Origin of the sequence: Niallia tiangongensis, from assembly GCF_044704065.1 — a bacterium.
Taxonomy (GTDB): Bacteria; Bacillota; Bacilli; order Bacillales; family Cytobacillaceae; genus Niallia; species Niallia tiangongensis.
On sequence record NZ_CP162613.1, the window covers coordinates 151,243 to 163,718 of the forward strand.

A 12,476-nucleotide genomic window follows, 5' to 3' on the forward strand; every position below is an offset into this window, starting at 1 on the left:
AACCGTAGAACAATCACGAAGGGAGGTTCCATTATGGGTCGCAGCTTAAAAAAAGGGCCTTTTGTTGATGATCATTTACTAACAAAGATCGAAAAATTAAGTGATAGTGATAAGAAACAAGTTGTTAAAACTTGGTCTCGTCGTTCTACGATCTTCCCACAATTCATCGGTCAAACAATCGCTGTTTATGATGGTCGTAAACATGTTCCAGTTTATGTTACTGAAGACATGGTAGGTCACAAACTTGGAGAATTTGCTCCAACTCGTACTTACAAAGGTCATGCAAGTGACGATAAGAAAACAAGACGTTAATGAGAGGAGGGCATTCCTATGCAAGCAAAAGCTGTTGCAAATACAGTTCGTATTGCTCCTCGTAAAGCTCGTTTAGTCGTAGATTTAATTCGAGGAAAGCAAGTTGGTGAAGCGGTAGCTATTTTGAAGTTAACTCCAAAAGCAGTTTCTCCAATCATAGAGAAAGTTTTAAAATCTGCTGTTGCTAACGCAGAGCATAACTACGAAATGGATATTAACAACCTAGTGGTTGAACAAGCATACGTTAATGAGGGACCAACTCTAAAGAGATTCCGTCCACGTGCACAAGGTCGTGCAAGTCAAATCAACAAACGTACTAGCCATATCACTATCGTTTTATCAGAAAAGAAGGAGGGGTAATTAGTGGGTCAAAAAGTAAATCCAGTCGGTTTACGTGTTGGGATCATTCGTGACTGGGAATCTAAATGGTTCGCAGGTAAAGACTATGCTGATCTTTTACACGAAGACCTAAAGGTACGTGAGTATATTACAAAACGCCTAAGCGATGCTTCTGTTTCTAAAGTAGAAATCGAGCGTGCAGCTAACCGCTTAAATGTTACTATCCACACTGCTAAACCAGGTATGGTTATTGGTAAAGGTGGTACAGAAGTTGAAGCTTTACGTAAAGCTCTTAACTCACTTACTAACAAACGTGTACACATCAATATCTTAGAAATTAAAAGAGCAGACATGGATGCAAAACTAGTTGCTGAGAACATTGCTCGTCAATTAGAAAATCGTGTATCTTTCCGTCGTGCTCAAAAACAAGCAATCCAACGTTCAATGCGCGCTGGTGCTAAAGGTATTAAAACAATGGTATCAGGTCGTTTAGGCGGCGCAGATATCGCACGTTCTGAATCTTATAGCGAAGGAACTGTTCCGTTGCACACTCTACGCGCAGATATTGATTATGCTGCTGTAGAAGCTGATACAACTTATGGTAAATTAGGTGTAAAAGTTTGGATCTACCGTGGAGAAATCCTTCCAACTAAGAAGAAAACTGTGGAAGGAGGCAAATAATATGTTACTACCTAAACGTGTAAAATATCGTCGTGTACACCGTGGCAAAATGCGTGGTCAAGCAAAAGGTGGTACAGAAGTAGCATTTGGTGAATTTGGTTTACAAGCTTTAGAAGCTTCTTGGATTACAAACCGCCAAATCGAAGCTGCTCGTATTGCAATGACACGTTACATGAAACGTGGCGGTAAAGTTTGGATTAAAATTTTCCCACATAAGCCTTACACTGCTAAGCCTCTTGAAGTCCGAATGGGTTCCGGTAAGGGTGCTCCTGAAGGTTGGGTTGCAGTTGTTAAGCCTGGAAAAATATTGTTCGAAGTAGCAGGTGTATCTGAAGAGATTGCTCGTGAAGCACTTCGTCTTGCAGCGCACAAACTTCCTATTAAATGTAAGTTTGTAAAACGTGAAGAAATTGGTGGTGAAACTAATGAAAGCTAATGAAATTCGTGACCTTACCACTGCTGAAATTGAACAAAAAGTTAAATCCTTAAAAGAAGAGCTTTTCAACCTTCGCTTTCAATTAGCGACTGGACAACTTGAAAATACAGCTCGCATTCGTGAAGTACGCAAAGCGATCGCTCGAATGAAAACTGTCATTCGTGAGAGAGAAATCGGCGTTAACAATCGATAAGTTGAGAGGAGGTTCGTAAAATGAGCGAACGCAATCAACGCAAAGTCTATACTGGTCGTGTTGTATCTGATAAAATGGATAAAACCATTTCAGTTGTTGTTGAAACATACAAAAAACACTCTTTATATGGCAAACGCGTGAAATACTCTAAGAAGTATAAAGCTCATGATGAGCAAAACACAGCAAAAATTGGCGATGTAGTCCGCATCATGGAAACACGTCCATTATCAGCTACAAAACGTTTCCGTCTTGTAGAAGTAGTAGAAAAAGCAGTTATTATATAATTGTTCGGAATTAAGCATCCCGAAGGGAGGTTACACACATGATTCAACAAGAATCACGTTTGAAAGTTGCTGACAACTCTGGTGCTCGTGAAGTACTTACTATTAAAGTTCTTGGTGGTTCAGGACGTAAAACTGCAAACATCGGTGATATCATCGTAGTTACTGTAAAACAAGCAACACCAGGTGGCGTTGTTAAAAAAGGTGACGTAGTTAAAGCAGTAGTCGTTAGAACTAAAAGTGGTGTTCGTCGTGCAGACGGTACTTACATTCGTTTCGATGAAAACGCATGTGTAATTATCCGTGATGATAAGAGTCCACGTGGAACACGTATCTTTGGACCAGTTGCACGCGAACTTCGCGACAATAACTTTATGAAGATTGTATCATTAGCTCCAGAAGTACTATAATATAAATTTTAATTGCCTTTAAGGAGGTGCGAACAGATGCATGTTAAAAAAGGTGACAAAGTAATGGTCATCTCTGGTAAGGATAAAGGCAAAACAGGTGTTGTTCTTGCTGCATTCCCTAAGAAAGATCGCGTGATCGTCGAAGGGATTAATATTGTTAAGAAGCACTCTAAGCCATCCCAATTGAATCCACAAGGTGGAATCAACGACCAGGAAGCTGCTATTCATGTATCCAACGTTATGCCTATCGACCCTAAAACTGGTGAACCTACTCGTGTAGGAACAAAAACTGTTGAAGGAAAAAAAGTACGCGTAGCGAAAAAATCCGGTGAAATTCTAGATAAATAGTACAAGAAGAAGGGAGGTACAATGAATGAACCGCCTAAAAGAAAAATTTGTTAAAGAAACTACTCCTGCTCTTATGAGCAAGTTCAATTATAAATCAGTAATGGAAGTTCCAAGACTGGAAAAAATCGTTGTTAACATGGGTGTTGGTGATGCTGTAGCAAACGCAAAAGCATTAGATGTTGCTGTTGAAGAATTAGCACAAATTACTGGTCAAAAACCATTAATCACTCGTGCAAAAAAATCAATTGCAGGTTTCCGTCTACGTGAAGGAATGCCAATCGGAGCAAAAGTTACTCTTCGTGGAGAACGCATGTATCAATTCATTGATAAACTTGTATCTGTTTCTCTTCCACGTGTACGTGACTTCCGTGGTATATCTAAAAAGTCATTTGACGGTCGCGGTAACTACACTTTAGGTGTAAAAGAACAATTAATTTTCCCTGAAATTGATTACGATAAAGTAAACAAAGTAAGAGGAATGGACATTGTTATCGTTACAACTGCAAAAACAGATGAAGAAGCTCGTGAACTGTTAACTCAATTTGGAATGCCGTTCCAAAAGTAATCTCTAATTAGAGGGAGGCGAAGATGTGGCTAAAAAGTCAATGATTGCGAAGCAAAAACGCACGCCTAAATATAAAGTACAAGAATACACACGTTGCGAACGTTGTGGTCGTCCACATTCTGTGTACCGTAAATTTAAGCTTTGCCGTATTTGTTTCCGCGAATTAGCGTATAAGGGACAAATTCCTGGTGTGAAAAAAGCAAGCTGGTAAAACCCGATATTGGGAAGGAGGTAAATACAAATGGTTATGACAGATCCAATTGCAGATTTGCTTACAAGAATCCGTAATGCGAATATGGTTCGTCACGAAAAATTAGAAGTTCCTGCTTCTAACATCAAAAAAGAGATCGCTGAAATCTTAAAGCGTGAAGGTTTTGTACGTGATGTAGAATATATCGAAGACAACAAACAAGGTATTATCCGCATTTTCTTAAAATACGGTTCAAGCAACGAGCGTGTAATTACTGGACTTAAAAGAATTAGTAAACCAGGTCTTCGTGTATATGCGAAAGCAACAGAAGTACCTCGTGTATTAAACGGTCTTGGAGTTGCATTAGTTTCTACTTCTCAAGGAGTACTTACTGATAAAGAAGCTCGTGCGAAACAAGTTGGCGGAGAAGTATTAGCATACGTTTGGTAATAATAGGTTTAATGAATGGAGGTGCAACTAAATGTCTCGTGTAGGTAAAAAACCAATCGAAGTACCAGCAGGCGTTACAGTTTCTATGGATAACAGTACTGTAACGGTGAAAGGTCCTAAAGGTGAATTAACTCGTACTTTTAATTCTGATATTGCAATCAGCTTGGAAGAAAACGTGATTAATGTAACTCGTCCTTCTGATGCGAAGGAACATCGTGCATTACATGGAACAACTCGTGCATTGTTATCAAACATGGTTGAGGGTGTTTCAAAAGGCTTTGAGAGAGGTCTTGAATTAATCGGTGTCGGTTACCGTGCTCAAAAACAAGGAAGCAAGCTTGTTTTGAACGTAGGTTACTCTCATCCAGTAGAAATCGAACCAGAAGCTGGTATCGAAATCGAAGTACCATCTGCTACGAAAGTAGTTGTTAAAGGAACTAGTAAAGAACGTGTTGGAGCACTTGCTGCTAACATTCGTGACGTTCGCCCACCAGAACCTTATAAAGGTAAAGGTATCCGTTATGAAGGCGAATATGTACGTAGAAAAGAAGGTAAAACTGGTAAGTAATGCCGCATAGGTAAACGAAAGGAGTGACCTAAATGATTACGAAGGCTGATAAAAATCAAGTCCGTAGAAAAAGACACGCACGTGTGCGTTCTAAACTTAGCGGAACTGAAGCTCGTCCTCGTTTAAATGTGTTCCGTTCAAACAAACACATTTACGCTCAATTAATTGATGATGTTAACGGTGTAACAATCGCAAGTGCATCTTCTTTAGATAAAGAGCTTAATCTTGAATCTACTGGTAATTTAGAAGCTGCTGTTAAGATCGGTGAATTAGTAGCTAAACGTGCTGTAGAAAAAGGAATTAAATCAGTAGTATTTGACCGCGGAGGATATTTATATCATGGTCGCGTTAAAGCTTTAGCTGATGCTGCTCGTGAGAACGGCCTAGAATTTTAATAGACAAAGGAGGGACATAAAAAGATGCGTCGTATTGATCCAAACAAACTTGAACTTGAAGAACGCGTAGTTACAGTTAACCGTGTAGCGAAAGTTGTTAAAGGTGGACGTCGTTTTCGTTTCTCTGCTCTAGTAGTAGTTGGGGACAAAAATGGTAACGTTGGTTTTGGTACTGGTAAAGCTCAAGAAGTACCAGATGCAATTCGCAAAGCGGTTGAAGATGCGAAGAAAAATCTTATTGAAGTACCAATGGTTGGTACAACAATTCCACACCAAATTATCGGACATTTTGGAGCTGGTGAAATTCTATTGAAACCTGCTTCAGAAGGTACTGGGGTTATCGCTGGTGGTCCAGTTCGTGCTGTACTTGAATTAGCTGGTGTAGCAGATATTTTATCTAAGTCATTAGGTACAAATACACCAATTAACATGGTTCGTGCAACTTTAGACGGTTTAAAACAATTAAAACGTGCTGAAGACGTAGCGAAGTTACGTGGAAAATCAGTAGAAGAACTGTTAGGATAAGGAGGGAAATTAGATGGCAAACAAACTGGAAATTACCCTCACTAAAAGCGTAATTGGTCGTCCGCAAGACCAACGCGAAACAGTTAAAGCTTTAGGATTACGTAAAGTAAATCAAACAGTTGTTCAACAAGATAATGCTGCTATTCGTGGTATGATCAATAAAGTATCACATCTTGTAACTGTATCAGAAAACTAAAAATCATTCTTCTTCAAATAAGGAGGTGCCAAAATGAAACTTCATGAATTAAAACCTGCAGAAGGTTCTCGTCAAGAACGCAAACGCAAAGGGCGCGGTATCGGTTCAGGTAATGGTAAAACTGCTGGTAAAGGTCATAAAGGTCAAAATGCACGTTCAGGTGGGGGTGTAAGACCAGGATTTGAAGGTGGTCAAACTCCTTTATTCCGTCGTTTACCAAAACGTGGTTTTACTAATATCAACCGTAAAGAATACGCTATTGTGAATTTAGATACTCTAAATCGTTTTGAAGATGGAACTGAAGTAACTCCAGAACTTCTTATCGAAACAGGAGTTGTTAGTAACGAGAGAGCAGGAATTAAGATTCTTGCAAAAGGCAACGTAGAGAAAAAGCTTACTGTTAAAGCTCATAAATTCTCCTCTGCTGCTAAGGAAGCTATTGAAGCTGCCGGCGGTCAAACAGAGGTGATCTGATGTTTCAGACAATCTCCAATTTTATGCGCGTGGGTGAAATAAGACGAAAAATCATATTCACCCTATTAATGTTGATTATATTTCGTTTAGGTACTTTTATTCCTGTACCTTATGTAAATGCAGACTTCTTAAAAGCACAAGATGCTTTCAGTGCCTTCGGAATTTTAAATACTTTCGGTGGTGGGGCATTAAAAAACTTTTCTATTCTTGCAATGGGGATCATGCCTTATATTACAGCATCCATTATTGTTAGCTTATTACAAATGGATGTTGTTCCAAAGTTTACGGAATGGTCAAAGCAGGGTGAGGCTGGACGTAGAAAGTTAACACAATTTACGCGTTACTTTACAATTGTTCTAGCTCTTATCCAAGGTTTTGGTATGTCATACGGTTTTAATAATCTTGCAGGTGGTGCACTGATTACAAAACCTGGATTTACGTCATATTTAGTTATTTCTATTGTATTAACAGCAGGAACTGCCTTTTTAATGTGGTTAGGTGAACTAATTACTTCTAAAGGTGTTGGAAATGGTATTTCTATTATCATTTTTGCTGGTATTGCTGCAGGAATTCCTTCAATGGCTAATCAAATCTATGCACAGCAGTTTGATAACCCAGGAGATCAATTATTCCTTAATATTGTAAAGTTAGCTTTAATTATTATAGCTGTTGTTGCAATAGTAGTTGGAGTAATTTTTATCCAGCAAGCTCTTAGAAAGATACCTATTCAATATGCAAAAAGAATGGTAAATGGTAATAGCAGCACAGGTGGTCAATCAACACATTTACCGTTGAAAGTAAACTCTGCTGGTGTTATTCCAGTTATCTTTGCAGTTTCCTTCTTGGTAACTCCAAGAACAATTGCATCGTTCTTACCGCAAAATGACGTTACTTCCTGGATACAAAGAGTATTTGATTATACTCATCCAATAGGAATGCTTATATATACTGTGTTAATTATTGCGTTTACTTATTTCTATGCTTTCATTCAGGTAAATCCAGAACAGGTTTCTGAAAACCTGAAGAAACAAGGTGGATACATCCCAGGTATTCGTCCTGGTAAAAGTACGCAAGATTATTTGTCACGTGTTCTATCTCGTTTAACACTAGTCGGAGCTCTATTCTTAGCTGTTATTGCAATACTACCTGTATTTTTTATTAATATTGCAGGTCTTCCACAATCTGCACAGATTGGTGGAACAAGTATTATAATCGTGGTTGGGGTTGCATTGGAAACGATGAAACAATTAGAGTCTCAATTAGTTAAACGACACTATAAAGGTTTTATTAAATAGTATAATTTAGGGGACATTAGTCCCTTGAATTTTATGTAAGAGAACTTGAGGGGGAATACGCATGAATTTAGTCTTAATGGGGCTCCCTGGCGCAGGTAAAGGTACTCAAGCTGAGAAGATTGTCGAGAAATATGACATCCCTCATATCTCAACTGGCGACATGTTCCGTGCGGCTATGAAAGATGAAACAGAACTTGGACTTAAGGCAAAATCTTTTATGGATAAAGGTGAACTTGTACCGGATGAAGTTACAATTGGTATTGTTCGCGAAAGACTTAGCAAGGATGACTGTGAAAAAGGCTTTCTTTTAGATGGTTTTCCTCGTACAGTTCCTCAAGCATCAGCTTTAGAAAATATTTTGTCTGATTTAAATAAGAAGTTAGACTTTTGTATCAATGTTCAAGTGGATCAAGAGATATTAATGGAGCGTTTAACAGGACGCCGCATTTGTAAAAGTTGTGGTGCAACCTATCATTTAGTATTTAATCCGCCATCAAAGCCAGATACTTGTGATCGTTGTGGCGGCGAATTATACCAACGTGCTGATGATAATGAAGCTACTGTAAAAAATCGCTTAGAAGTTAATATTAAACAATCCCAACCATTACTTGATTTCTATGAGTCAAAAGGTTATCTTCGTAACATAAATGGTCAACAAGATATTAATAAAGTATTCGTAGATCTTGATGAGTTACTAAGTACTTTAAAATAAGAGTGACTTTTGCTTGGACTAATCTGTTATCTAGCATGGACATAAATCAGAGATAATAAATAGAAGAATTGGGATGAAATGGCTGAGGAGTTTATTCCTAAACATGATGCATTTCCTTTTTTCAAAAGGTATAATAATTTTCATGGTTATATCTGTAACAAAAAAAGCATAACCGTGTTATTTTGACATGTTTATCTTCGTTAAAAGATTAATCAATTTAGATAATTGGTGCAGAGTATTTTGGATTTCATGGTAACTCCGCTTAAATTGCTTTTTTATCTAGTAGTGAAGAAGGTAATGTAACTATTATTCTTTCTATTATGACGATTGGTATTAGACCAGGTGTGCAGTTGTCGAACACTCTACGAAATCCTGTAATACGAAATCTATGTGGCTTTTCAAGTGAAAAGAGTATGTAGGGAATGATTTAAGGCTAGACTCTTGAAGGATGATTTTTTTCTTGAAATGGTCTTTACGTTACATGCTTACTTCTATTCGATAAGACACACGCTGTTGATAGAATGTTCGTAATCAGAGGAAAGATCATTTCTTTTCCAATAATGAATGATCTAGCAATGCTAAGTTTAGTTGGTAACATTAAACTTTTTATTTCTTTCTTCCCTATAATTATATTTTTTATAATTAATAGCGGACGAAGTGCCTACTCTTATGGTATAATCAATTAGTTGCAGTCTCATGCAGTTTTATTTTATTATAGGAGCAGTTCAGAGTAGTTTAATGTACACCAATCGTGTGACAAGAAGAGCTACACTTTGCTATATTAGTTAAGATGGATCTCGTATTTTTTTATGGAAAGGAGAGATATTCGATGGCTAAAGACGATGTAATCGAAATTGAAGGCACAATCACCGAAACTTTGCCGAACGCCATGTTTAAGGTAGAATTAGAAAATGGTCATACTGTATTGGCTCACGTTTCTGGTAAAATTCGCATGCATTTCATCCGTATTTTACCTGGTGATAAAGTAACGGTTGAGTTATCTCCATATGACTTAACTCGCGGAAGAATTACTTACCGCTTTAAATAATCTGATTGCACTCCGTACTATCAAGGAGGTTAGGATAATGAAAGTTAGACCATCTGTTAAACCAATCTGCGAAAAATGTAAAGTTATCCGCAGACGTGGTAAAGTTATGGTTATCTGTGAAAACCCTAAACACAAACAAAAACAAGGTTAATAACAAGGAGGTGCGCATATAGATGGCACGTATTGCTGGTGTGGATATTCCACGTGAAAAACGTGTAGTAATATCTTTAACATACATTTACGGTATTGGAAAAAATACTGCACAACAAGTATTAGCAGAAGCTGGTGTTTCTGAAGATACACGCGTTCGTGATTTAACAGAAGATGAATTAAATAAAATTCGTGATATTATCGACCGTTTAAAAGTAGAAGGAGATCTTCGTCGTGAGATTTCTCTAAACATTAAGCGTCTAATGGAAATTGGTTGTTACCGTGGTCTTCGTCACCGTCGTGGCTTACCAGTTCGCGGACAAAACACGAAAAACAACGCTCGTACACGCAAAGGTCCTCGTAAGACTGTAGCTAATAAGAAAAAATAATCGGTAAAGGAGGTACAATATAATGGCACGTAAAACTAATACACGTAAACGTCGTGTTAAAAAGAATATTGAGGCTGGTGTAGCTCATATTCGTTCTACTTTCAACAATACTATCGTAACTATTACAGACGTTCATGGAAATGCTCTTGCTTGGTCAAGCGCAGGCGCACTTGGATTCAGAGGTTCTCGTAAATCTACTCCATTTGCTGCTCAAATGGCTGCAGAAACAGCTGCGAAAGCATCTATGGAACATGGTATGAAAACTTTAGAAGTAACAGTTAAAGGACCAGGTGCAGGTCGTGAAGCAGCAATTCGTTCTCTTCAAGCTGCAGGTCTTGAAGTTACAGCAATTAGAGATGTAACTCCAGTTCCTCATAACGGTTGTCGACCACCTAAACGTCGCCGAGTTTAATTTTTCTGTATAAATTTTGTATCCTTGTCTATAATGGGATATGAATAAAACTTTTAGAACCCGTACAGATTTATTAACTAACCCAGTTGTTGTGCACAAGCGGGAACGTAAACATGGGGAATTTCGGTAATGCTTACCGAGGTTTCGACGTTTTGAAGGAGGGTATATCTTGATGATCGAAATAGAAAAACCAAAAATCGAAACGGTTGAGATCAACGATGATGCCAAATATGGTAAATTCGTCGTCGAGCCACTTGAGCGTGGATATGGTACTACTTTGGGTAACTCCTTACGTCGTATTCTACTATCCTCACTGCCAGGTGCCGCTGTCACATCCATTCAAATTGATGGGGTACTTCATGAGTTCTCAACAATTGAAGGTGTCGTAGAAGATGTTACAGCTATCATATTAAATATCAAAAAACTAGCATTGAAGATATACTCTGATGATGAAAAAACTTTAGAGATTGATATGCAAGGTGCAGGGGTAGTTACAGCAGCTGATATTACACATGATAGTGATGTAGAGATCTTAAATCCAGATCTTCATATCGCAACTTTAGGCAGCAACGGGAACTTCCGTATGCGTTTAACTGCAAAGCGTGGTCGTGGTTACACACCAGCTGAGCAAAACAAACGTGAAGATCAGCCTATTGGTGTAATTCCTATTGACTCTATCTTTACACCAGTATCTCGTGTTTCTTATCAAGTAGAGAATACTCGTGTTGGTCAATTGACTAATTATGATAAGTTAACTTTTGACGTGTGGACTGACGGTAGTACAGGTCCTCAAGATGCTGTTGCACTTGGTGCAAAGATTTTAACTGAGCATTTAAATATCTTTGTTGGTTTAACTGATGAAGCACAAAATGCTGAGATTATGGTAGAAAAAGAAGAAGATCAAAAAGAAAAAGTTCTTGAGATGACAATCGAAGAATTAGATCTTTCTGTTCGTTCTTATAACTGCTTAAAACGTGCGGGTATTAATACCGTACAGGAATTAGCTAATAAGACGGAAGAAGATATGATGAAAGTTCGAAACTTAGGTAGAAAATCTCTAGAAGAAGTAAAACATAAATTAGAAGAGCTTGGATTAGGCTTAAGAAAAGATGACTGATTAGTCTCTTGATTATGTCTATAAAGCTTGTACTTTAACAAAAGGAGGGAATCTCACATGGGTTACAGAAAGTTAGGACGCACAAGCGCACAACGTAAAGCTATGTTACGTGACTTAACTACAGACTTAATCATCAATGAGCGCATTGAAACAACTGAAGCTCGTGCAAAAGAACTTCGTTCTGTTGTAGAAAAAATGATTACACTTGGTAAACGTGGAGATCTACATGCACGTCGTCAAGCAGCTGCTTATGTACGTCACGAGGTTGCTAACGCTGAAACAAACCAAGATGCTGTACAAAAATTGTTCAGTGATGTTGCTGCTCGTTATACTGATCGTCAAGGTGGTTACACTCGTATCATGAAAATGGGACCTCGTCGTGGAGACGGAGCACCAATGGTAATTATCGAGTTAGTGTAATAGGATTTCAAAGAAACTTAGGGTGCGGGACAGTTTATATTGTTATGAAACTTGTTCAAGTGCCCTTTTTCTTTAATTCTCGCTTTATGATCAAGCCAATTTAGAGTGTTACGATGAGCATTGGTTTCTTTAATGACTCGTCTAGCTCGTGCGCCTCTTCTTTCGATATATCGTTTGAATGAGGTGCGGGCTTTTTTCATTTTTAATTAGGACTGCTGGGTGCTAAGAAGTGGAATACCATAAGATATATTTTAACAAGCATAGAAATAGGATATCAAAGATTATTCAAATAATCTTATGTTAAACCAATTCAAAGCTCGCCCAATTGGCGAGTTTATTTTTTTATCCACCTCTTAAACTTCAATAAGATCCAACCGTAAGCTTATGATTTTTGAGGAAAATGGGTGGTGAATGACTGTCTGTATAGGTCCGAATGGTTCAATTAACCATCAGTGGGGATGGAGGAAAACCCTTACTGATGAAAGTTTCACTTTATCTAATTATTAATACTTTGTTTATAAATAGTCCTATGTAATATAAAATCGACAATATCTAGTAAGTAAATGGTGG

24 protein-coding genes are annotated in these 12,476 nt (G+C 37.9%); all 24 read left to right on the plus strand.

Annotated features, from left to right (window positions below):
• Positions 1-33 precede the first annotated feature (33 nt).
• The 24 genes from rpsS to rplQ all read left to right on the plus strand — a co-directional run bounded on the left by rpsS (position 34) and on the right by rplQ (position 11,906).
• Complete coding sequence (gene rpsS / locus AB3U99_RS00765) at positions 34-312, plus strand: 30S ribosomal protein S19 (RefSeq protein WP_016204562.1); 279 nt, start codon at positions 34-36, stop codon at positions 310-312.
• A gap of 18 nt (positions 313-330) precedes the next feature.
• The gene (gene rplV / locus AB3U99_RS00770) at positions 331-672 is read left to right on the plus strand and encodes a 50S ribosomal protein L22 (RefSeq protein ID WP_400244856.1); all 342 of its coding nucleotides are present in this window, start codon (positions 331-333) and stop codon (positions 670-672) included.
• Between the two features lie 3 nt (positions 673-675).
• Positions 676-1,332 (plus strand): 30S ribosomal protein S3, encoded by a 657-nt coding sequence (gene rpsC, locus AB3U99_RS00775; protein WP_400244858.1) that lies wholly within the window; start codon positions 676-678, stop codon positions 1,330-1,332.
• 1 nt (position 1,333) lies between these two features.
• Positions 1,334-1,768 (plus strand): 50S ribosomal protein L16, encoded by a 435-nt coding sequence (gene rplP / locus AB3U99_RS00780; RefSeq protein WP_400244860.1) that lies wholly within the window; start codon positions 1,334-1,336, stop codon positions 1,766-1,768.
• Positions 1,758-1,961, plus strand: coding sequence for a 50S ribosomal protein L29 (gene rpmC, locus AB3U99_RS00785; RefSeq protein WP_003351417.1), 204 nt, complete (start codon positions 1,758-1,760; stop codon positions 1,959-1,961). Before rplP ends, rpmC begins: the two co-directional genes overlap by 11 nt.
• Positions 1,962-1,981: 20 nt before the next feature.
• A complete protein-coding gene (gene rpsQ / locus AB3U99_RS00790; RefSeq protein ID WP_341191350.1) occupies positions 1,982-2,245 on the plus strand; it encodes a 30S ribosomal protein S17 in 264 nt (87 codons plus the stop codon).
• A gap of 38 nt (positions 2,246-2,283) precedes the next feature.
• Entirely contained in the window at positions 2,284-2,652 is a 369-nt protein-coding gene (rplN, locus tag AB3U99_RS00795; RefSeq protein WP_016204567.1) for a 50S ribosomal protein L14, read from the plus strand.
• Between the two features lie 36 nt (positions 2,653-2,688).
• On the plus strand, positions 2,689-3,000 hold the full coding sequence (rplX, locus tag AB3U99_RS00800) for a 50S ribosomal protein L24 (protein WP_400244865.1): 312 nt from the start codon (positions 2,689-2,691) through the stop codon (positions 2,998-3,000).
• Between the two features lie 25 nt (positions 3,001-3,025).
• Positions 3,026-3,565, plus strand: coding sequence for a 50S ribosomal protein L5 (gene rplE, locus AB3U99_RS00805; protein WP_400244867.1), 540 nt, complete (start codon positions 3,026-3,028; stop codon positions 3,563-3,565).
• 25 nt (positions 3,566-3,590) lie between these two features.
• Positions 3,591-3,776, plus strand: a complete 186-nt coding sequence (gene rpsN / locus AB3U99_RS00810) for a 30S ribosomal protein S14 (protein ID WP_009499044.1) — start codon at positions 3,591-3,593, stop codon at positions 3,774-3,776.
• A gap of 30 nt (positions 3,777-3,806) precedes the next feature.
• On the plus strand, positions 3,807-4,205 hold the full coding sequence (gene rpsH, locus AB3U99_RS00815; RefSeq protein ID WP_341191353.1) for a 30S ribosomal protein S8: 399 nt from the start codon (positions 3,807-3,809) through the stop codon (positions 4,203-4,205).
• Between the two features lie 31 nt (positions 4,206-4,236).
• Positions 4,237-4,773, plus strand: a complete 537-nt coding sequence (rplF, locus tag AB3U99_RS00820; RefSeq protein WP_400244870.1) for a 50S ribosomal protein L6 — start codon at positions 4,237-4,239, stop codon at positions 4,771-4,773.
• Positions 4,774-4,805: 32 nt separating this feature from the next.
• Complete coding sequence (rplR, locus tag AB3U99_RS00825) at positions 4,806-5,168, plus strand: 50S ribosomal protein L18 (protein ID WP_312097513.1); 363 nt, start codon at positions 4,806-4,808, stop codon at positions 5,166-5,168.
• Between the two features lie 24 nt (positions 5,169-5,192).
• The gene (gene rpsE, locus AB3U99_RS00830) at positions 5,193-5,693 is read left to right on the plus strand and encodes a 30S ribosomal protein S5 (protein WP_312097515.1); all 501 of its coding nucleotides are present in this window, start codon (positions 5,193-5,195) and stop codon (positions 5,691-5,693) included.
• Positions 5,694-5,706: 13 nt separating this feature from the next.
• Entirely contained in the window at positions 5,707-5,889 is a 183-nt protein-coding gene (rpmD, locus tag AB3U99_RS00835; RefSeq protein WP_031537910.1) for a 50S ribosomal protein L30, read from the plus strand.
• A gap of 33 nt (positions 5,890-5,922) precedes the next feature.
• Positions 5,923-6,363 carry a 50S ribosomal protein L15 gene (gene rplO / locus AB3U99_RS00840; RefSeq protein WP_031537912.1) on the plus strand — a complete coding sequence of 147 codons (441 nt, stop codon included), beginning with the start codon at positions 5,923-5,925 and terminating at the stop codon, positions 6,361-6,363.
• Positions 6,363-7,658: a preprotein translocase subunit SecY gene (gene secY, locus AB3U99_RS00845; RefSeq protein ID WP_400244873.1), complete on the plus strand. Its 1,296-nt coding sequence runs from the start codon at positions 6,363-6,365 to the stop codon at positions 7,656-7,658. Before rplO ends, secY begins: the two co-directional genes overlap by 1 nt.
• A 61-nt stretch (positions 7,659-7,719) precedes the next feature.
• On the plus strand, positions 7,720-8,370 hold the full coding sequence (locus AB3U99_RS00850) for an adenylate kinase (protein WP_400244875.1): 651 nt from the start codon (positions 7,720-7,722) through the stop codon (positions 8,368-8,370).
• An 829-nt stretch (positions 8,371-9,199) separates the two neighbouring features.
• Positions 9,200-9,418: a translation initiation factor IF-1 gene (infA, locus tag AB3U99_RS00855; protein WP_016204578.1), complete on the plus strand. Its 219-nt coding sequence runs from the start codon at positions 9,200-9,202 to the stop codon at positions 9,416-9,418.
• A 37-nt stretch (positions 9,419-9,455) separates the two neighbouring features.
• A complete protein-coding gene (gene rpmJ / locus AB3U99_RS00860; RefSeq protein ID WP_000868344.1) occupies positions 9,456-9,569 on the plus strand; it encodes a 50S ribosomal protein L36 in 114 nt (37 codons plus the stop codon).
• 22 nt (positions 9,570-9,591) lie between these two features.
• Positions 9,592-9,957: a 30S ribosomal protein S13 gene (gene rpsM / locus AB3U99_RS00865; protein WP_031537915.1), complete on the plus strand. Its 366-nt coding sequence runs from the start codon at positions 9,592-9,594 to the stop codon at positions 9,955-9,957.
• Positions 9,958-9,979: 22 nt separating this feature from the next.
• Complete coding sequence (rpsK, locus tag AB3U99_RS00870; protein WP_312097526.1) at positions 9,980-10,369, plus strand: 30S ribosomal protein S11; 390 nt, start codon at positions 9,980-9,982, stop codon at positions 10,367-10,369.
• A gap of 172 nt (positions 10,370-10,541) precedes the next feature.
• Positions 10,542-11,486, plus strand: a complete 945-nt coding sequence (locus AB3U99_RS00875) for a DNA-directed RNA polymerase subunit alpha (RefSeq protein ID WP_109768975.1) — start codon at positions 10,542-10,544, stop codon at positions 11,484-11,486.
• A gap of 57 nt (positions 11,487-11,543) precedes the next feature.
• The gene (rplQ, locus tag AB3U99_RS00880) at positions 11,544-11,906 is read left to right on the plus strand and encodes a 50S ribosomal protein L17 (RefSeq protein WP_016204582.1); all 363 of its coding nucleotides are present in this window, start codon (positions 11,544-11,546) and stop codon (positions 11,904-11,906) included.
• Positions 11,907-12,476 lie beyond the last annotated feature (570 nt).